The sequence below is a fragment of the Neobacillus sp. GCM10027624 genome, from assembly GCF_042675345.1.
GTDB lineage: Bacteria > Bacillota > Bacilli > Bacillales > Cytobacillaceae > Neobacillus > Neobacillus cucumis_D.
In genome coordinates, this window is record NZ_JBHTHD010000003.1 from 22241 (window position 1) to 41270 (window position 19030).

The window sequence follows — 19030 nt, forward strand, 5'->3', positions numbered from 1 at the left end:
GATTTGATTTTTATAAGGGAAAAAAGATAATAGAAAATAAAGATAGTCTTACCAGTATGGGGTGTAAGGGAAAATGAAAAACGCCTAGATGAATAATTTTCATCTAGGGGTGTGAGTCAACAAATCATGTGTGTTTCTTATTACACTAAAGGGGGAGGTTCAAAAAAACGTGGCTGTCAAATGAAGGACTATTTGATGAGGAATCTAAGTAGTTTGCAGCTGATATTTAGGTGATCAGTTTTAATCTAAAGCAGAAATACCTACAATACTTAAACTTCCAGAGTGGGGTTAAAGAACGTATTATATAAAATGATTACAAGGGAGGCGTTGTTTATGATGCAGAAAACGATTTTACTTGTCGAAGATGATCCGGATATTAGTAATATGGTAAAAACATATTTAAATAATGAGGCCTTTAATGTTAAATGTGTTTTTGATGGCGAGGAAGCAGTGCATGCCTTTAAGCATGAGCATTATGATCTGGTTTTGTTAGACTTAATGTTACCAAAGTTAAATGGTATGAACTTTCTTCAAATGGTGCGGACTAGGAGTTACATTCCCGTAATTATTATGTCAGCAAAAGATAGCGAAGTGGAAAAAGCATTAGGGCTTAGTCTAGGAGCAGATGATTATATCACTAAACCATTTTCAATGGTTGAACTTACGGCAAGAGTGAAAGCGGTCATAAGAAGATCCACACAGTACATAGTCACTCAAATAGAACGAAATACATCAATAATCAAAGTACATGAGATTGAATTGGATATGGAGAATCTTTGTGCGACAAAGAACGGCATTCAGATCAACTTAACATCAAAGGAATGGAAGATTCTTTGTTTGTTTTTTGAAAACCAAAAGAAGGTCTTTACAAAAGAACAGATTTATCGTTCCGTCTGGGGTGACGATTACTATGGTGATGAAAATATTATAAACGTTCACATGAGTCGACTGAGAGAAAAAATCGAGGATACCCCATCGAAACCTGCCTATATTAAAACAATATGGGGGATCGGGTACAAGCTGGGAGAATTTTAAATGATTACTGTATTAAGCTGTATCATAATTGTCCTTCTTATTTGTATATTCTATCAATATCAATCAAATAATGGAAGAAAAAAGAGTCTTACTTATATAGCAGAAAAACTAAAACAGATCAAAGCCTCACAATCAAGTGAGAGAATTCTCATCGTAACTGATGATAAGCAACTCATAGAAATGTTAGATTATTTAAATCAAATTGTCGATGGCTATCAAGAGAATGTACGTCACTATAAAAAAATGAAAGCCTCGATGAAACGGATGTTGGCGAATGTCTCTCATGATCTTAAAACGCCGCTTACAGTGATCTCAGGATATATGGAAATGCTTCAAAATCAACCTAAAATTGATGAACAAGAAAGAGTACGGTTGCTAAAACAGGTACATAGTAAAACATTAGAACTCATTACGTTATTGAATACATTTTTTGACTTGACTAAGTTAGAATCCGGTGATACGGATATTCCTCTTGAAAAAGTTAATTTAACTGAGATCTGTAAAAATAATATTCTATTGTTCTATGAATGGATCCAAAATAAAGGGTTGGAAGTGGTCATTGAGATACCAGAAAAGCCAGTTTTTGCCCTTGGTAATGAAGAAGCAATAAACCGTGTATTATATAACTTGATTTCAAATGGTCTTCGCTATGGTGCGGATGGAAAGATGATCGGTTTAAAGATGTTTTATGATGAAACGAGGGTCTATGTCGAAGTTTCCGATAAAGGAAAAGGAATTAATGAAACCGAGCAGGAGCGTGTATTTGAACGTATGTACACGCTTGAGGAATCGAGAAATAAAGCCTTCCAGGGCAGTGGTCTAGGTTTAACCATTACAAAAAGACTGGTTGAAGAAATGCAAGGAGACATTTCAATACAATCCATACCATTTGAAAAAACGTCATTTACATTTTCATTGAAACGTCTTAATAAGTAGCTAACTGTTTTCTTAAGATTTTTGTAAGAATTTTGACAGAAAAAAGCAAGGGTCGCTTGCTAGAATGAAAACAGTTAGAAAACGAGGAGGGTCATCATGGACTATGTTGTACAGACAAGAAATTTAACAAAAACTTTCCAAGGGCATGATGTTGTGTCCCATGTAACAATGAACATTAAACAAGGTGAGATTTACGGATTCCTTGGACCGAATGGTGCAGGTAAGTCAACAATTATGAAGTTACTAACCAATATGATTAAGCCTTCACATGGCGAGATCACCATCTTCGGAGAACCTCTCAATCATAATTCTTTCGATTACTTGAAGAGAATAGGCAGTATGATTGAATATCCCATTTTCTATGAGAAAATGACTACAATGGAAAATTTAGAACTGCATTGTTCTTATATGGGATACCACAGCAAGCAGGCGATTCGTGAGGCTTTGGATCGAGTGGGTCTTGAAAATGTCGAGAATAAGCTGCCAAAAGACTTTTCACTAGGGATGAGACAGCGTCTTAGTGTCGCCAGAGCGATTATCACAAAGCCGGAATTCTTGATTCTGGATGAGCCCATTAATGGATTGGATCCTGCTGGGATTAAGGCTATGAGAAAGTTATTCAAAATGCTTAATCAAGAATACGGTATGACACTTTTAATTTCCAGCCACATCATTGGTGAAATTGAGCAGATTGCAGACACAATCGGTGTCATTAAAGGCGGCAAACTAATTGAAGAGGCGTCAATGGCTACAATAAAGGCTAGAAATTCAGAGTACATAGAATTGGTAACCAGCAATCAAAGAAAAGCGGCTATGGTGCTGCATGATAAATTAGGTATTAATAACTTTAAGGTGGTCGATGAACAAACTATTCGTATCTATGCCATAGAAGTACCTCAATCAAACATTTCTAAGACATTGATATTGGAAAATATCGATATTGAGTCTATTGATAAAAAACGAACAACATTGGAAGAGTATTTTATAAAAAAAGTTGAGTTAGACCAAATCGTGAGTTAATTATCGTACGAAGCGAATAGTGGACGGAGTAACATTTTAAAAGTTAAGGAGCCGATCATATTGTTTCATTTAATAAGACTTGAATCAAAAAAGTTTAAATTAGGATGGTTTGTCAAAGGTGCTATTCTTGCAAATATAATCATTTTGAGTTTTTTATGTATTATCCCTGTCGTTGAAAGAAGTGAAGGTACTGAAATGTTTAACGATGTGACAGAAATTTTTACGATAAGTGGAGCATGTGTTAGAGGTGTTTTTATCGTATTTGCAGCTGTACTTATTTCAAAAATGATTATTCAAGAGTTTAGGAATCGAACAATCCTCATTATGTTTTCCTATCCAATTAATCGTAAAAAAATTCTGAGTGCAAAATTGATTCTAATCGTATGGATGACATTCATTGCAATGACAATTTCTCATATAGTGGTGATTTTTGGTTTTATTGGATTGAATCAAATCTTTCATTTGACTCCTGCAATTAGTTTAACTTCAAACGATGTTTTGGCGGAGATAATAAAAGTAATCATGTTTAGCTTGACGACCTCAGTAGCAGCACTCATTCCTCTATATTTTGGGATGAGAAAATATTCGACACCAGCAACGATAATTTCTTCACTTTTAATCGTTAGTGTGACATGCCAATCAATAGGTCCGAATTTCTCATTAGCCAGTATTATTTATATTCCGCTTGCCTTGGCATTAATTGCTCTTAGTTTTGTTGTGTTAGCTATTCGGAATATTGACCATATTGATTTAGATTAAGTCGGATGTTCAGTGGTGATGTTTATCCGGTTTTGTTACATAAAGAAAATAAAAACTCAGCATTTTTGAACTAGAATGATCGTGTTCAGAAAAGGAGAGTTTTGTGACGAATGATCATACAAATCATATTTTTGACAGCAGTTATATTGGCCGGAACAAATGGAAAAGCCAAAAGAATTTTATCAAAATGAAAAACCAACCGAGGAATAATCACAGGGTGCGATTGCTGAAAAATAAGCAGTCGCTTTTTTACTATACTAATCTGAATAGTTCTATAAATTATTGGATGTAAATAATTAAGAAACCGGGTTAATCTTCTCATATGAAGAGAGCTTGGTTTTAAATTTGGATGTGCAAAATAGCACGCTAATAAAGGTGGTATTATGTTATTCATAACGGAGAAGTGAATAGGAGAAATTGAACATAAACCTTGTTGAGCGCAGGATATTATGAATTTTTTATGAGATAAAAAACGTTGGTCAATTTCTAACCAATGATACAAAAAAAGAGGCTCAACTTAGTTATAGCCTTCCAATGTTAAATAAACAGGGATTTATTACTTTAATAGATTAAAAATCATTGATAGTGTAAGCGTTTACATTTATAATGAAAATGGGCTGGAAGGCAAGCGTGGCCATCAATGGTATCAAGCGAAGGATGGAGCTTATACTGGAGTAAGAGCTAAAAAGGTATTTATTTTGTCTTTTTTAAGTAAGTAAGACGGACCTTTCCCGAAACACCATTTATCAAAGCAAAAAAGAATTGATTGATCAAAAAGAGAACGTTATATAGGGAAGTATATTAATTATTTGTAAAGATTAAACGAAGTCAGCAAAAATTTTATAAACCCTGATTTATAATGAATTTGAATCTATATTGTCCAAAAAAGTTTTTGTACTTCACTTTTCAGGGAGAGATGTGGATAATGAATTTTTATGAAAAGTTGCCAACTGATTTTTTAATTGCTTTTTATAAAGAAATGATGAAAAACATTGAAAACGGAGTATTAACAAAAAACATGTATTATGAATTAAGTTTAATGATTTCAGCTGCGAGTCAAAGGGGGATTACATTAGACAAACCATATGACTTTGAACACGTAGTGGATCAAGAGGCTTTGGATAATTTCATTCAATCAACGAATAAATGTACCGAAATTTTTTCGGTTACCTCTTGTGAACTTTAACTTAGTAACCTAAAAAGAAATGCAAAGAAAATCCTTTTTATAAAATACAGGATTTTTTGATCACACTTTTCGTGTAGGAATTTTCTGTAATTTTTGATATTCCGTAATAAGCTTATCTAATTATTGACTTTAACAAAGGGTGTCATTGCTATTTAAGCCAGTTTCTTTCGCAATCAGGATCAAACTCTTTCTCATCTGATTGATCATGTTTTCTAATTCTTCGGCCTCTGCGTATATCATCCTAGCTCCCCTAATTTCTGCGTTTAATCATCATCTGATCAAACACAAATCCTTATTGTCAACGGCAAAAAACACATTCTTTCAAGAATGCGCTGGCAGCTGGCAAACGTCGTGAAATTCTCCACCTTAGTCCCTTTAGCTTTGCGTCATTACGTTTCCGCAATTTTGCCCTTATACAGTTTATTTATCTATCAATCAGTATTATACAAAAAAATGTTACATAATTGGAATACTTCTGACAAATTTATAATTGGCATATTTTTACTTGATTATTTTTAAAGATGCACTGTCGTCTTCAATAAGTGAAAAAGTAACGGGTAGATTAACAAAAGGTGAAATCCTCTCTACAATATTTTTCCAACTGCAATTGGGTAAGTTTTTAAAAGCCTGTAACGATCAAAAGTTTTAGTTGGTGTTTTGATGTTGATATATCTATCCATTTTGCCATGTAGATCAACTCCATTTTTTGAATATTGGATGAAGTAGAACACCGATAAGTTAATTAATAATAATTGGTGGACAGTTAATAAAAAAACCAATGTAACACTTAAAGGGTGTTTATATGGAAGAACGAGTGTCAATTAAGGCAGCTTTTCTTTTTGCCGAAGTGTGGAAAGGCAATCATTATAACGATGCCAATCAATAAGATGCTGAGAGCCATAAGCAATTGGTTACATTGATTCATCTTTGCCGTTGCTACCAGGAAAAGACAAATAAAGCTTACCTTAGTATTCATCAACACAGCGAATAAGGTAAGCTTTGGTTTTTAGATTTATAAAAAAGCAGGTTGTTTTTCTTCTACTAGTGTTAATAGACGCTTTTTTACCTCTTCAACATTTACATTTTTTTGTGAAACACCCGTTTCCATTGCAGCATTAGCAACAGCTGCTGCTACATGGGCAGCTACCCGGCGGTCAAATGGATCTGGAATTACATAATCAGCATAAATTTCATCATCTGAAATTAATCCAGCAATTGCATACACGGCTGCCAACTTCATTTCTTCATTGATTTCTTTTGCCTGAACATCTAATGCACCACGGAAAATTCCGGGAAATGCCAAAACGTTATTGACTTGATTTGGGAAATCAGAGCGCCCCGTACCAACTACTAGTGCTCCAGCTTCTTTTGCATCCTCGGGCATGATTTCTGGTACTGGATTGGCCATGGCAAAAATAATTGGATCATGGTTCATGGAACGAACCATTTCTTTCGTCACAGAACCAGCAGCTGATACGCCAATAAATACATCCGCTCCCAGAAGAGCATCCGCTAGTGTCCCTTGTTTTCGTTCTTTATTAGTGATGCGGGCCATTTCTTCTTTGAATAGATTCATTCCGAAAGTACGTCCTTCATATATAGTCCCTTTTGTATCACATAAGATGACATCCTTTACCCCCATATGAAGCAAGAGCTTAACAACAGCTACACCTGCCGCACCGGCACCGTTTATTACGGCACGTATATCTTCAATGTCTTTGCCAACGAGTTTAAGAGCATTGATTAATCCTGCAGCGGTTACAATGGCTGTTCCATGCTGGTCATCATGAAAAATGGGAATATCGCATGTTTTTCGTAATAGATCCTCGATCTCAAAGCATTGCGGTGCTGCGATGTCTTCCAAGTTTACTCCGCCAAAAGTTGGTTCTAATAGTTTAACGACCTCAACAATTTTATCGGTGTCCATCGTATCAAGGCAAATTGGAAATGCATCTACATCGGCAAACGATTTGAATAACAATGCTTTTCCTTCCATAACCGGCATCGCGGCTTTCGGGCCAATATTTCCAAGACCCAAAACGGCTGTTCCATTCGAAACAACTGCAACGAGATTCCCCTTCATTGTGTAATCAAATACTTTGCTTTCGTCTTCATGTATGTCTAAGCAGGGCTCTGCAACACCTGGTGAATAAGCAAGACTTAAATCGTTTGCATCACGTACTGTGACTTTAGAGTAAACACCAAGCTTTCCTCGTTTTTCCCTGTGCATCTTTAATGATTCTTCACGTAAAGTTGACATACAATGTTTCTCCTTTTGTTTAAGTTTTTTGGGTTATAGAAATAAGAAGAAGGCCTACTTTTTTATTGCCATCAAAATTGTCAGAACATGATAGATTTCTAAAAACTTAATCATATCGATCATATGATGTGTCAGTACTAGTGCTGATGCATTGTTAAAAACGCAGCTAATTCTTTACTTTTCTGCTTTCTCTCTTTACGTACTCTTGCCCGCTCGGGGGCGGTTTCATGTAATTTTATTTCTTCTTCTGTTTCAGGAATGACTTCCGGAACACGCGCTGGGCGTTTATGCTCATCAAGCGCGACAAATGTTAAGAGGGCAGTTGCTGCGATTTTACGCTTACCGCTTTTTAAGTCTTCCGCTATAATTTTCACAAATACTTCCATTGATGAGGTGCCTGTCCATGTCACATAAGATTCAAAACAGACGGAATCTGTTGTTCGAACTGGATGTAAAAAATCGACTGAATCCGTTGAAGCCGTTACACATTCTTTTCGACTGTGGCGTGCCGCGGAAATGGAGGCAATTTGGTCTAAATCACTCATTAACCGGCCACCAAATAATGTATTGTGATTATTTACATCGTTAGGGAATACACGACTTGTTCGTATTACTCTTGATTCTTTACAATATTTAGCTTCCATTGACAAATCCCCCGAAATATATCAAACTATTGGCGTTTTATTTTTTTATCATTAAAGAGTTATTACCATCACTATTAAATCGTTAATAGGGATAAGAGTGCATTTCTTTGAGGAATTTTTTAGCTCCCCAGGAGGAGAATCCCTATTGAGAAGCTTCTAAAAATCCTTGATTAAAGTTCAACTTTCTAATAATAAGGATTCTGGGTCTTCCAACAACTCTTTTACCATAGCCAGGAAGCCTACAGCTTCTTTCCCATCCACAATTCGATGATCGTAAGATAGGGCAACATACATCATTGGACGGTTTTCAATTCGTTCACTATCAATTGCTACTGGCCTTGTTTGAATCTTATGCATGCCGAGAATTCCTACTTGTGGGCTATTCAAAATCGGTGTTGACATTAAAGAGCCAAAAACCCCACCGTTCGTAATCGTAAATGTTCCACCTTGTAAATCATTTAAAGTAAGGGCGTTTTCACGAGCTTTTTTACCAAGATTACCAATTTCTTGTTCGATTTCGGCAAAGTTTTTCTGGCTCGCATTGCGTACAACTGGAACGACCAAACCTTCTGGCGCTGCAACTGCAATTCCGATATCGTAAAACTTCTTGATAATTAATTCATCGCCTTGAATTTCGGCATTTAAAAGTGGGAATTGCTTTAAAGCTGAGACCACGGCTTTTGTAAAGAACGACATAAATCCAAGGCGAACCCCATGTTTATTGAAAAAGGCATCTTTCCGCTTATTGCGTAAATCCATAATAGCGGACATGTCAACTTCGTTAAATGTTGTCAACATCGCTGCAGTATGTTGGACTTCTACAAGGCGTTTAGCGATGGTTTGACGCCGGCGGGACATTTTTACTCGTTCTACTGGTTTATCAAACTCTTCATTAATTTTTTGTACAGTGGGTTTTGGACTTGCTTTTTCCAATTTTGGTTCTTCCTTTACCTTAGATGTATGCGAATAGGCTTTTACATCATCTGGCCTAATTCTTCCTAGCGGGTCATTACTGCTTACTTGGTTTAAATTGATTCCAAGTTCTCTTGCCAATTTTCTTGCAGCCGGTGAAGCAATCGGCCTTGTGGCTTTCGCTAGTTCTTTCTCTGGCTGGGCGTTTTGTTGATTTAAAGTTTCTTCAACCGGTTTTTCCGGAGCAGCTGTTAGAACTGGTGGAATGGCTCCCTCAGTTATATTCTCTTCGATAATAGCAATTACATCGCCTACTTCTACCGTATCGCCAGGTTCCTTTAATACTTTTGTAACTATACCGGAGTTTTCAGCGTTTAATTCTATATTAACTTTGTCTGTTTCCAGCTCTACTAAACTGTCTCCTTTGTTGACACTATCACCAAGATTAATAAGCCATTGTGAAATAGTTCCTTCTGAAATGGATTCTGCCAACTCTGGTACTTTAATTTCAATCATGTTTCATATCCTCCTATGTTTTAGGTTAGGTCTCTTATTAAATTAGTATTTTAACTTTGGTATCTAGCTGATAATGATTGTTAGCTTCTAATTAACTCTCTTTCTTGTTTCTTTGTATCTACTAGACTCTTATAGTTCAAAGCTTGTTGGATGATGAGATCTTGTTCCTTCTTATGGACGATTGAATCACCGACTGCAGTGCTTGAACGTTCAGGTCGTCCAATGTAACCGAATTTCAGTCCGCCGGAAGTAAGATCAAAAAGGGTAGGGGCTATATAATGCCAAGCGCCCATATTCTTTGGTTCTTCCTGTACCCAAATGATTTCCTGTAAGTTCGGATAGCGCTTTATGATTTCTTCTACTTTTTCCTTCGGAAATGGATACAATTGTTCGATGCGAACGATGTGTAACTCATCCAAGTTTCGATTTTCTTTACTTGAGTCAATTTCTACAGCTAGATCGATAGCCATCTTTCCCGTAGTTAACACTAATCGCTTTACTTTTTCTGTCCTTTTTCCGAGTTGAGACTGTTCCACAACTGTTTGGAAACTGCCTTTACTTAAATTAGTACCAGGAGAAGCGACCAGCGGGTGACGAAGCAGACTTTTTGGAGTCATAATGACTAATGGCCGAACAAACTCTGTTCCTAAGATGGATGCCTGACGGCGCAAAATATGAAAGTATTGGCCAGCACTTGTTAAGTTTGCTACCGTCCAGTTGTTTTCTGCTGCTAACTGTAAAAAGCGTTCAATACGGGCACTGGAGTGCTCAGGCCCTTGGCCTTCATAACCGTGAGGCAACAAAAGGATAAGCCCTGATTTTTGCCCCCATTTTGCTCTTGCTGATGAAACAAATTGATCAAAGAGAGGCTGTGCTGTGTTTGCAAAGTCACCGTATTGTGCTTCCCATATTACAAGTGTTTCAGGAGCAAATACGTTATAGCCATATTCAAAACCTACGACAGCCGCTTCTGACAGAGGGCTATTATGAACTGCAAACGAAGCTCGTGCTTGTGTCAGATGTTGCAAGGGTGAATAAGTTTTGTTTGTTTCAATGTCATGCAACACAATGTGACGATGAGCGTACGTTCCACGCTCAGAATCTTGTCCGGTTAGACGGATGGGTGTGCCTTCCTTTAACATTGTCGCGAATGCCAGCGCTTCTGCTACCGCCCAATCAACTTTCCCGTTTTCATTCAGTGCTGTTTCACGGCGCTCCAGTATCCGCTTCAATTTTGGATAAACTTGAAAACCTTCCGGCCATTTCAGCATTTCAGTATTTAATTCACGAAGGGTATCAAGCAACACGCCTGTCTCTAATAGTGGAATTCCTTTAGCGATAACCCCCGGAACCTCTACATCAGCAGATGGCTCATCTTGCTTCCTCTTTGACGCTTTGTCATACTCTATTTGAAGTATTTCTTGCACGGTGTGATGGATTTCTTCGACCTCTTTTTGATCGAGAATGCCTTTAATTCGCAACTGTTCGGAATACAATGCTCTTACCGTTGGATGGCTCGCGATTTTTTTGTACACCTGCGGCTGGGTGACCGCTGGGTCGTCCATTTCATTGTGGCCAAAACGTCGGTATCCGACTAAATCAATCAAAAAATCCTTTTGGAATCGAGCACGGTATTTATATGCAAGACGAACTGCTGCCAGACAAGCTTCCGGATCATCAGCATTTACATGCACAATCGGGATTTCAAAGCCTTTTGCCAAGTCACTCGCGTATCTCGTAAAACGAGAATCATGACTATCTGTCGTAAATCCGACCATGTTGTTCGCAATAATATGAATGGTGCCTCCTGTTCGATATCCTTTTAATCCACCTAAATTCAGGGTTTCTGCTACAATACCCTGGCCAGGAAAGGCAGCATCACCATGTACCAGTATCGCGAGCGCTTTCTTAACATCCCGCTCAGGATATCCTGCTTTTTGTCGTTCCTCTTGGGCTGCTCTTGTAAACCCTTCTACAACCGGATCGACAAATTCAAGATGACTTGGATTATTTGCTAAGGTGATACGTGTGCGAACATTACCGGAACCCTCCACAAATCGATTGCGGCCTAAATGGTATTTCACATCTCCTGTCCAACCCTCACTAATGTCGACTAAATCTTCCGACGGTCCCTGTTGTTTGGCGGACGAGTGCTGGAACTCAGAGAAAATCTTGTTGTATGGTTTGTTTAACACATGAGTCAGGACACTTAAGCGACCGCGATGCGCCATTCCAATCAAGACATTGCGTGCTTCATCGTCTACACCTTCGTACACCACTTCATTCAACATTGGTACAAGCATGTCTACACCTTCAATAGAAAACCTCTTTTGACCGACAAAGGTTTTATGTAAAAATTGTTCAAATCCTTCGACCTCTGTCAAACTTTTTAACAGGTTTGTTTGTTCTTTTTTAGATAAGGAGCGATGCAAGGGACCTGTTTCTACTATCTGAGTTAACCATGCTTTTTCGTCCATATGATCAACATGGTTAAATTCGTATGCTAGTGACGAGGTATAAATATTCTTTAATTGGTTTACAGCATCCCATGCAGTTTGAACGCCTTCAGGTGCCTCTTCCCAAACAAGATTAGCAGGAATCGCTATCAAATCATGGAAACTTAGCCCATATTTTTCTGGATTAAATAAATTATGATTTTGTTCATTCACCTCTAATGGGTTGATGTTTGCTACTAGATGTCCATGTGAACGAATGTCTTCTAGTAGTTTTACAACTTTCATAACTTTCTCTATACTCGCTGATTTACTAGGAACAACAGATTCATGTTCGACGTTCTCTTTCATTTGACTTGTTTCAAGAGACGGTGATCCATATTTAATAAACAGTTCTTTTAATTCTGAATCAACGGTATCTAACCCGTTAATATATAGTTCATATTGTCCTATCACATAGCCAAGGTTTGGACCATTAAATTTCTTCCATGGATTTGGCTGAATTTTCTGTTCTCCCATTAAAAATACCCCCATGATTGAGTTTTTTATGTTTTATGAGATTTAAAGAAGTAATTAACAATTGATTAAGGATTAGGATAATGCAATAATGAATTTAAATAAAATTTCAAAAAATTATATTAGTTTATAAAAAATATTTATATCAGATTATTAGGTGGGACAATGGATTACCGTGATTGGGAAATACTGAAGGAACTTTATAATCAAAAAAATCTTACAAAAACAGCTCGATTATTATTTATTACTCAACCAGCTTTAACTAGTCGGTTAAAGCATATGGAGGAAGAACTTGGTGTTAAAATCGTAACCCGTGAAAGGCGTGGAGTGCATTTTACCCCACAAGGAGAATATCTTGTCCAAAGTGCTGAGGAGGCCCTTGCTCATTATCAAAAAATAAAAGAAAATGCTCAAAATATGAGTAATAGCGAAAGTAATAAAGTGGTAGGTACGTTGAGATTGGGGGTATCCAATTTTTTCGCGAATTATGAACTTCCTCATATTTTGAAACTATTTAAAAGGCAATATCCCCATGTGGAGTTCAAGGTGATTACGGGATGGAGCAGAGACGTAACCCAACTTATACACAGTAAGGATGTTCATATCAGTTTTGTTCGGGGAGACTATGGATGGAGGGGATTATCGAAACATCAATTATTTGAAGAAACCATTTGCGTTGCTTCAAAGGATGAGTTTGAAATTATGGATCTTCCCCGTCTCCCTAGGATTGAATATAGAGGGGATTACTTATTAAAATCAGTAATTGATCATTGGTGGGCTGAAAATTATGCGCAAGCGCCTTTTATCAGTATAGAAGTCGACCAAGTTGATACGTGTAGGGAAATGGTTATAAATGGTTTAGGATACGGTATCCTTTCCAGCAGGGTACTTAGCGGGATAGAAGACTTATCCAAAGTCCAATTAACGGATCAAGAAGGAAATCCTATATTGCGAAGAACGTGGATGTATTATCATAAGGAATCCTTAGAATGGAATGTCGTTAAGGCATTCGTACATTTTATAGAAAATCATGATTGGAAATGTTCTAGTGCAAAGATAAAATAAAAGTGCTATAAAATGCATCTTAGAAGGTATAACTGAAAAAAGTATCAGTACAGCAATTAAATATTTTCCTTAAAACAAGCACCTTTTTTTAGATGCTTGTTTTTTCTTTCATTGGGGTACCACCACATGCCCATCTAGCTAAACATTAATGAATGTGTAGAATAGAGCCGTTTCAGCAAAGAAAAGTCTCTGCTTCTAAAGAAAAGCATGCCAAATAAGCATGGAATAGGAAATTAAAAAGACCTATTGATTTGTCATAAATGAAAAATCGGGGTAAAAGGAGCCTATCCAACTGCTTGTACAATTGGGGAATGAAAAGGATTTTTTTCGCATATGGATTATCAATAAAGATTGTCAAAAAAGGGGGACTTACAATTCGTTTTTTAGTTTGTGCTGCAGAAAATGGTTTAATTAAGAATTCGAGGGGGAATGGTGTGAAACCATTAGATGAAAACGTATATAAATTTCTAATGCCCTTATTTTTTTCAGGGGTTGTCTTCTTTTTGAGTTTCTACTTCTGTATATTAGGCGTTTCCCTTTATCTTTATTCCCTTCCTATCTATGCATTTTTACTGCTTATCTCTTTATTTCTGTTTTATCAAACCGATAAAAATTTACATGAATTCATGAAAAATGGAATCACAACCTTTACTCACTATACCTTTTATCATCGCTGCATTGGTATTTATTTAATGTTATCCATTGTATTATTTGGGGTATCCATTGCCTATATTCCTTTTTATTACAATGGAGGATTTGTCTTTGTTTGGTACTGTGCCCCTATGTCGATTCTTTGCTTCATTAGTTTTATACAATCTCAAAAACGAATAAAACGTTTAAAAAAGACCCTTGAACATAATGATCATCCAGAAGACATGGATCAACTTAAGTTATAACTTTCACTATTTGAAGTGTCATAAAAGAAAAAGCCCTATCTGACAATAATCGGATAGGGCTTTTTCTTTTGGAAATGGTGTTGATACCTGAATGATGTGGGGAAGGGTGGACATTTTGTCACTATTTGAACACGAAACCATGTTTTGGAATTATGCAATCAGAGTTGGGTACTCTATTAACTATTCACAAAGTGTTTAAGTTAAATACCACAACAAAATCGAAGGGGAAATGAAAGTGAGAACATGGAGTCAATATTCGATCTTGGGTTTGTTGGGAACATTGCTTCTGGCTGGTTGTGACAAAAGTAAATACATTGTTCTTGACCCAAAAGGACCCGTCGGCCAAACAGAGTTAGACTTGATTGTAATCTCTGTCATTTTATGTGCAATTGTAATCATTCCAGTCATGGTAATCTTTGTTTACATCATTATTCGTTATAAAGATAGGCCTGGAAACACTGCACCTTATCAACCTGAATGGGCTGACAGTAAAGTGTTGGAAATCGTATGGTGGGGAATTCCTGTTGTGATTGTCGCTATTCTTGGGATTTACACAGCTAAAACAGCCATTAAAGTATCGAAACCCCCTGTTACAGATGTGAAACCGATTGTTGTCCAAGTCACATCATTGGATTGGAAATGGCTGTTCACCTACCCTGATAAAAAGGTTGCGACTGTCAATTATGCGGTCATTCCTGCAGGGGTTCCGATTCAATTTGTTTTAACCTCCGATGCGCCAATGAATTCATTCTGGGTACCTCAGCTTGGAGGACAAGAATATACGATGCCTGGCATGTCAATGGGGTTGTGGCTTCAGGCGAACAAAATAGGGGAATATTTCGGAAGCGGGGCCAATTTTACCGGAACAGGATTTGCCCATATGCAGTTTAGGGTCAAAGCTGTAAGTCAAGCGGATTTCAATACATGGGCAGCCGGTTTGAAAAAAAATTCTCCTGTTCTTACAAACGCAGGGTATCAGGAATTGTCCCAACCAGGCAATGTGAAAGAATTAAGTTATTCTTCATATCCGAACAAATTATACGAAAACATCGTGAACAAAAATGGCGGAACCCTTCATCATCATATTCACAATTACGGTGAAGACACGATCATGCCAAAGAAATAGTAAACAGGAGGAAAGATTTCCATGAATACATCGCATTTTTTTGTGACTGGCGATCCGATGATTTACGGTGCGGATGTCTCCATCATTTTGGCTATCGTAGCGATTATCTTCTCGCTTACCTATTTTAAAAAATGGGGCTGGCTTTGGAGGGAATGGATCACAACGGTTGACCATAAAAAAATCGGGATTATGTATCTTTTATCTGCGCTGCTTATGCTCTTCCGCGGCGGCGTGGATGCCATTTTAATGCGGATTCAGCTGGCTGTGCCGGATAGTAAATTTTTAGCCTCTGACCACTATAATGAAATATTCACAACACATGGGACAATCATGATTTTATTTATGGCCATGCCTTTTATGTTTGCCTTATTTAATATCGTTGTTCCATTGCAAATTGGTGCCCGCGACGTCGCTTATCCCTTTTTAAATGCTGTCAGCTTTTGGCTGTTCTTTATTGGCGCCATGCTCTTTAATATCTCGTTTGTGATTGGTGGTTCAGCAAGTTCAGGCTGGTTATCGTATCCGCCTTTATCGGAAACCATGTTCAGTCCGGGTCCCGGGCAAAACTTCTGGATATGGGGAATTCAAATTTCCGGTATCGGAAGTCTGGCCACAGGAATTAACTTTGTCGTCACCATTTTAAAAATGCGGGCTCCCACAATGCGGCTAAGGGATATGCCTTTATTTACATGGTCCGTGTTAGCTTCCTCGATTGCCGTTTTAGGTGTATTCCCGATTCTTACTGTCACATTAGCCATGTTAACGATTGACCGTTTACTTGGCGGGCATTTCTTTACGATGACGGCCGGCGGTAACCCGATGATGTATGTCAACTTGATTTGGATGTGGGGTCATCCTGAGGTGTATATCGTTGTCCTGCCCGCTTTCGGGGTATACTCCGAAATTGTTGCCACATTCTCTAAAAAACGGACCTTTGGCTACAGCTCCATGGTTTATTCCATGATTGCAATCGCTATTGTTTCTTACTATACATGGGTTCATCACTTCTTTACGATGGGAGCCGGTGTAGACGTGAACATCGTCTTTGCCATTTGTACGATGATTATTGCGATTCCAACAGGGGTGAAAATATTCAACTGGCTATTTACCATGTACCGCGGCCGAGTCCAATTTTCACAGCCGATGCTTTGGATGTTTGCGTTTGTACCCTGTTTTCTTGTCGGCGGTGCAACGGGGGTCATGCTGGCGGCAGCACCTGCAGACTATCAATATCACAATAGTTACTTTTTGATTGCCCACTTTCACCAAGTGTTAATCGGTGGGGTTGTGTTCGGCTACCTGGCAGGCATGTACTATTGGTTCCCAAAAATATTTGGATTTGAATTAAATGAAACGCTCGGAAAATGGGGATTCTGGTTGTGGCAAATCGGTTTCTATGTATGCTTCATGCCGCAATATGCTCTTGGCTTTATGGGGATGACGCGCAGGATTTATACGTATAACCAATCTGCTGGTTGGGATATGGGCTGGGCTCCGCTCAACTTCATCTCTTCGATTGGCGCATTCCTGATGGGGATTGCCTTCGTCATCCAAGTTTGGCAAATTCTATACAGCGTTAAATATGGTAAACGTGATGTAACCGGAGATGCCTGGGACGGTCGGACACTGGAATGGTCGATTCCGTCACCGGCTCCTGCTTACAACTTTGCCATCATCCCTGAAGTAAGGGGAGTAGATGCCTGGTGGTACAAAAAAGAAGAAATGCGGCAGGAAGGATACAAAGAAGAAAAACCGAAATATGAACCAATTCATATGCCGAAAAATTCCGGTATTCCTTTTATCATGTCGTGCTTCTTCTTTATTGCCGGATTTGGCTTTACGTTCGAATGGATGTGGATGGGAATAATCGGATTAATCGGTGTCGCAGCCACTTTATATGCCCGTTCATTCCAATATGATACGGATTATTACATTCCAGTTGAAGAGATTGAACAAACGGAAAAAGCGTTAAGGAGTCTTAACCATTCCGTCGATGTTCCAACTGGAGAAACTTTTGGGAGGTAGTTATATGTCACAGAGCGTGACTGCTCATATGTCAGGCCATGGTACCGACCATGGCCATGCAGACCAGGAGGAATTAAAGGTTTTAGGATTTTGGATTTTTCTTGTCACCGACTGTCTCTTATTCGCGACATTTTTCGCTGCTTACGCTGTTTTACATTCCCATACAAATGGCGGTTTTACAGCAAAGGATTTCGATATTCCCGGCTTTATTGCTGAAACTTTCATCTTGTTAGTCAGTTCTTTTACAAGCGGTATTGCAGTCTTAGCCATGCATAAAGGAAAGAAAAAGGCTTTAATTGGCTGGCTGATTATAACCGCAGTCTTAGGAGCAACGTTCGTAGCCCTTGAGATCAATGAATTTGTAAGTATGGTCGCAGAAGGAGCTACCCTTACAAAAAGTGCGTTCCTTACATCCTTTTTCTCTCTTGTAGGAACCCATGGTGTGCACGTCTCGTTTGGGATTCTATGGATGATTGGGTTGATGATTCAGATTGCCAAAAGAGGGATTACACCAGTTACAACACGGAAAATTTCAATCATTAGTTTGTATTGGCATTTTTTGGATGCTGTTTGGATTTTCATCTTTACCGTTGTTTATTTAATGGGGGTGATGTAATTGTCCGCTCATGAACACGCTGAACATACTGGATCAATGAAAGCGTACGTTATCGGTTTTCTTTTATCGATTATTTTGACGATCATCCCACTTTTTCTCGTATTAAACCATTTGATGGGGAAAACAGCGCTTATGGTCAGTATTTTGATTGCAGCTGTTTTGCAATTTGTCATCCAGCTTTTCTTCTTCATGCACATTCGCGATGGCGAAGCACCAAGATACAATGCAGCTGCACTCATTTTAGGGATTATTTTCGTTTTGACCATTGTAATTGGATCTATGTGGGTGATGTCATTTAATTATGTTGTTCAATAATGGCGGGAAAGAGCTTTATCGCGTGGTGAAGGAAAGGAATACGCTGTGCGATGCAGAAATGGGATACAAAGCATGGAAGATAGGAGTGAAAAGATGGATAGTTACGGGCTTTATATCATTTGTGGTTTGTTTGCTCTGACACTTATTTTCATTACCGTTATGTTTACGAAATCAATGAAAGAATAACCAGCATGAAAAAAATGACTATCTTACTGGATAGTCATTTTTTGTGGATTATGAAAGTTTTCGAATTCGAGAACTGTCTAGCGCAATAAGCCAAGCCCCTTGGGCTTTTATAGGAATATGAATTATTCATTCATCAACCGATAAAACATAAAGGAGGAGATGCCTAATGCTGCAGCAAATAATCCGACATAGGTAACGGTATAATAATAATACGGATCCATATTTACCACCTTTCTACTCTGCGATAGTGGAGAAACCAGCTTCCAACGGCTGTTATCGGTAAGTAAAGGAGAGGTGTCCTATCAGGTATTATTTTTAGGTTTATACGAACGATCTCTGCTTTGGGTCGAGCCAAAAATGGCACCCATAATAAAAGTGAATCCCGCACCAACAAAAAAGCCAAGTGCGATGTTAAAGTGGAAATTTTCATCCATTGTCCATGGAACTCCATCGACTGTCCATGGGTGTCCAGTGAGAAATTCATAAAGCAAAAACAAAATTCCGATGGCTACTTCTGCGATTGTCAATTTAAGGGTTAATCTTCGCATATAATTGCCTCCATTA

Annotated in this window: 16 protein-coding genes and 1 riboswitch; of the genes, 11 read left to right on the forward strand and 5 right to left on the reverse strand. The window is 38.1% G+C overall.

What is annotated here, in order from left to right; all coding sequences use genetic code 11:
- The first annotated feature begins 333 nt into the window (after nt 1–333).
- The 5 genes from ACFQZ9_RS05080 (at nt 334) to ACFQZ9_RS05100 (ending at nt 4936) form a co-directional block, all read left to right on the forward strand.
- Entirely contained in the window at nt 334–1035 is a 702-nt protein-coding gene (locus tag ACFQZ9_RS05080; protein WP_498942626.1) for a response regulator transcription factor, read from the forward strand.
- Nucleotides 1036–1971, forward strand: a complete 936-nt coding sequence (locus ACFQZ9_RS05085; protein WP_498942627.1) for a sensor histidine kinase — start codon at nt 1036–1038, stop codon at nt 1969–1971. It abuts the gene before it with no gap.
- Nucleotides 1972–2067: 96 nt separating this feature from the next.
- Entirely contained in the window at nt 2068–2991 is a 924-nt protein-coding gene (locus ACFQZ9_RS05090) for an ABC transporter ATP-binding protein (protein ID WP_498942628.1), read from the forward strand.
- A gap of 195 nt (nt 2992–3186) precedes the next feature.
- Complete coding sequence (locus tag ACFQZ9_RS05095; RefSeq protein WP_498942629.1) at nt 3187–3750, forward strand: ABC transporter permease; 564 nt, start codon at nt 3187–3189, stop codon at nt 3748–3750.
- A gap of 925 nt (nt 3751–4675) precedes the next feature.
- Nucleotides 4676–4936, forward strand: a complete 261-nt coding sequence (locus ACFQZ9_RS05100; RefSeq protein ID WP_429745747.1) for a hypothetical protein — start codon at nt 4676–4678, stop codon at nt 4934–4936.
- Nucleotides 4937–5267: 331 nt separating this feature from the next.
- Nucleotides 5268–5356: riboswitch (cyclic di-GMP riboswitch) on the reverse strand.
- A 592-nt stretch (nt 5357–5948) separates the two neighbouring features.
- Here ACFQZ9_RS05100 and ystJ read toward each other — a convergent pair.
- From ystJ to ACFQZ9_RS05120, 4 genes are all read right to left on the reverse strand, one after another.
- On the reverse strand, nt 5949–7196 hold the full coding sequence (gene ystJ / locus ACFQZ9_RS05105) for an NAD(P)-dependent malic enzyme (protein ID WP_498942630.1): 1248 nt from the start codon (nt 7194–7196) through the stop codon (nt 5949–5951).
- 137 nt (nt 7197–7333) lie between these two features.
- The gene (locus ACFQZ9_RS05110) at nt 7334–7840 is read right to left on the reverse strand and encodes an acyl-CoA thioesterase (protein WP_498942631.1); all 507 of its coding nucleotides are present in this window, start codon (nt 7838–7840) and stop codon (nt 7334–7336) included.
- A 177-nt stretch (nt 7841–8017) separates the two neighbouring features.
- Nucleotides 8018–9268 carry a 2-oxoglutarate dehydrogenase complex dihydrolipoyllysine-residue succinyltransferase gene (gene odhB / locus ACFQZ9_RS05115; protein WP_498942632.1) on the reverse strand — a complete coding sequence of 417 codons (1251 nt, stop codon included), beginning with the start codon at nt 9266–9268 and terminating at the stop codon, nt 8018–8020.
- Between the two features lie 80 nt (nt 9269–9348).
- Nucleotides 9349–12240, reverse strand: coding sequence for a 2-oxoglutarate dehydrogenase E1 component (locus tag ACFQZ9_RS05120; protein ID WP_498942633.1), 2892 nt, complete (start codon nt 12238–12240; stop codon nt 9349–9351).
- Between the two features lie 162 nt (nt 12241–12402).
- On the opposite strand from ACFQZ9_RS05120, the gene ACFQZ9_RS05125 reads away from it, so the two are divergent.
- The 6 genes from ACFQZ9_RS05125 (at nt 12403) to ACFQZ9_RS05150 (ending at nt 18280) form a co-directional block, all read left to right on the forward strand.
- A complete protein-coding gene (locus tag ACFQZ9_RS05125; RefSeq protein ID WP_498942634.1) occupies nt 12403–13302 on the forward strand; it encodes a LysR family transcriptional regulator in 900 nt (299 codons plus the stop codon).
- Between the two features lie 434 nt (nt 13303–13736).
- Nucleotides 13737–14198 (forward strand): hypothetical protein, encoded by a 462-nt coding sequence (locus ACFQZ9_RS05130; protein ID WP_498942635.1) that lies wholly within the window; start codon nt 13737–13739, stop codon nt 14196–14198.
- Nucleotides 14199–14433: 235 nt separating this feature from the next.
- Entirely contained in the window at nt 14434–15324 is an 891-nt protein-coding gene (locus tag ACFQZ9_RS05135) for a ubiquinol oxidase subunit II (RefSeq protein ID WP_498942636.1), read from the forward strand.
- A 21-nt stretch (nt 15325–15345) separates the two neighbouring features.
- A complete protein-coding gene (locus ACFQZ9_RS05140) occupies nt 15346–17349 on the forward strand; it encodes a heme-copper oxidase family protein (RefSeq protein WP_498942637.1) in 2004 nt (667 codons plus the stop codon).
- Nucleotides 17350–17353: 4 nt separating this feature from the next.
- Nucleotides 17354–17965 carry a cytochrome (ubi)quinol oxidase subunit III gene (cyoC, locus tag ACFQZ9_RS05145; protein ID WP_498942638.1) on the forward strand — a complete coding sequence of 204 codons (612 nt, stop codon included), beginning with the start codon at nt 17354–17356 and terminating at the stop codon, nt 17963–17965.
- Nucleotides 17966–18001: 36 nt separating this feature from the next.
- Nucleotides 18002–18280 (forward strand): cytochrome o ubiquinol oxidase subunit IV, encoded by a 279-nt coding sequence (locus ACFQZ9_RS05150; protein WP_429745984.1) that lies wholly within the window; start codon nt 18002–18004, stop codon nt 18278–18280.
- A 488-nt stretch (nt 18281–18768) separates the two neighbouring features.
- Here the strand turns inward: ACFQZ9_RS05150 and ACFQZ9_RS05155 are convergent, their stop codons facing one another.
- Nucleotides 18769–19014: a hypothetical protein gene (locus ACFQZ9_RS05155; RefSeq protein ID WP_498942639.1), complete on the reverse strand. Its 246-nt coding sequence runs from the start codon at nt 19012–19014 to the stop codon at nt 18769–18771.
- Between the last annotated feature and the right edge of the window lie 16 nt (nt 19015–19030).

Bases quoted from the DNA above. Each gene is read 5' to 3' on its own strand.
- ACFQZ9_RS05125 (WP_498942634.1), top strand. From the start codon at position 12,403: ATGGATTACCGTGATTGGGAAATACTGAAGGAACTTTATAATCAAAAA.
- ACFQZ9_RS05095 (WP_498942629.1), top strand. From the start codon at position 3,187: ATGTTTAACGATGTGACAGAAATTTTTACGATAAGTGGAGCATGTGTT.
- ACFQZ9_RS05090 (WP_498942628.1), top strand. From the start codon at position 2,068: ATGGACTATGTTGTACAGACAAGAAATTTAACAAAAACTTTCCAAGGG.
- ACFQZ9_RS05120 (WP_498942633.1), bottom strand. From the start codon at position 12,240: ATGGGAGAACAGAAAATTCAGCCAAATCCATGGAAGAAATTTAATGGT.
- ACFQZ9_RS05140 (WP_498942637.1), top strand. From the start codon at position 15,346: ATGAATACATCGCATTTTTTTGTGACTGGCGATCCGATGATTTACGGT.
- ACFQZ9_RS05100 (WP_429745747.1), top strand. From the start codon at position 4,676: ATGAATTTTTATGAAAAGTTGCCAACTGATTTTTTAATTGCTTTTTAT.
- ACFQZ9_RS05155 (WP_498942639.1), bottom strand. From the start codon at position 19,014: ATGCGAAGATTAACCCTTAAATTGACAATCGCAGAAGTAGCCATCGGA.
- cyoC (WP_498942638.1), top strand. From the start codon at position 17,354: ATGTCACAGAGCGTGACTGCTCATATGTCAGGCCATGGTACCGACCAT.
- ACFQZ9_RS05110 (WP_498942631.1), bottom strand. From the start codon at position 7,840: ATGGAAGCTAAATATTGTAAAGAATCAAGAGTAATACGAACAAGTCGT.
- ACFQZ9_RS05150 (WP_429745984.1), top strand. From the start codon at position 18,002: ATGAAAGCGTACGTTATCGGTTTTCTTTTATCGATTATTTTGACGATC.
- ystJ (WP_498942630.1), bottom strand. From the start codon at position 7,196: ATGTCAACTTTACGTGAAGAATCATTAAAGATGCACAGGGAAAAACGA.
- ACFQZ9_RS05085 (WP_498942627.1), top strand. From the start codon at position 1,036: ATGATTACTGTATTAAGCTGTATCATAATTGTCCTTCTTATTTGTATA.
- ACFQZ9_RS05080 (WP_498942626.1), top strand. From the start codon at position 334: ATGATGCAGAAAACGATTTTACTTGTCGAAGATGATCCGGATATTAGT.
- odhB (WP_498942632.1), bottom strand. From the start codon at position 9,268: ATGATTGAAATTAAAGTACCAGAGTTGGCAGAATCCATTTCAGAAGGA.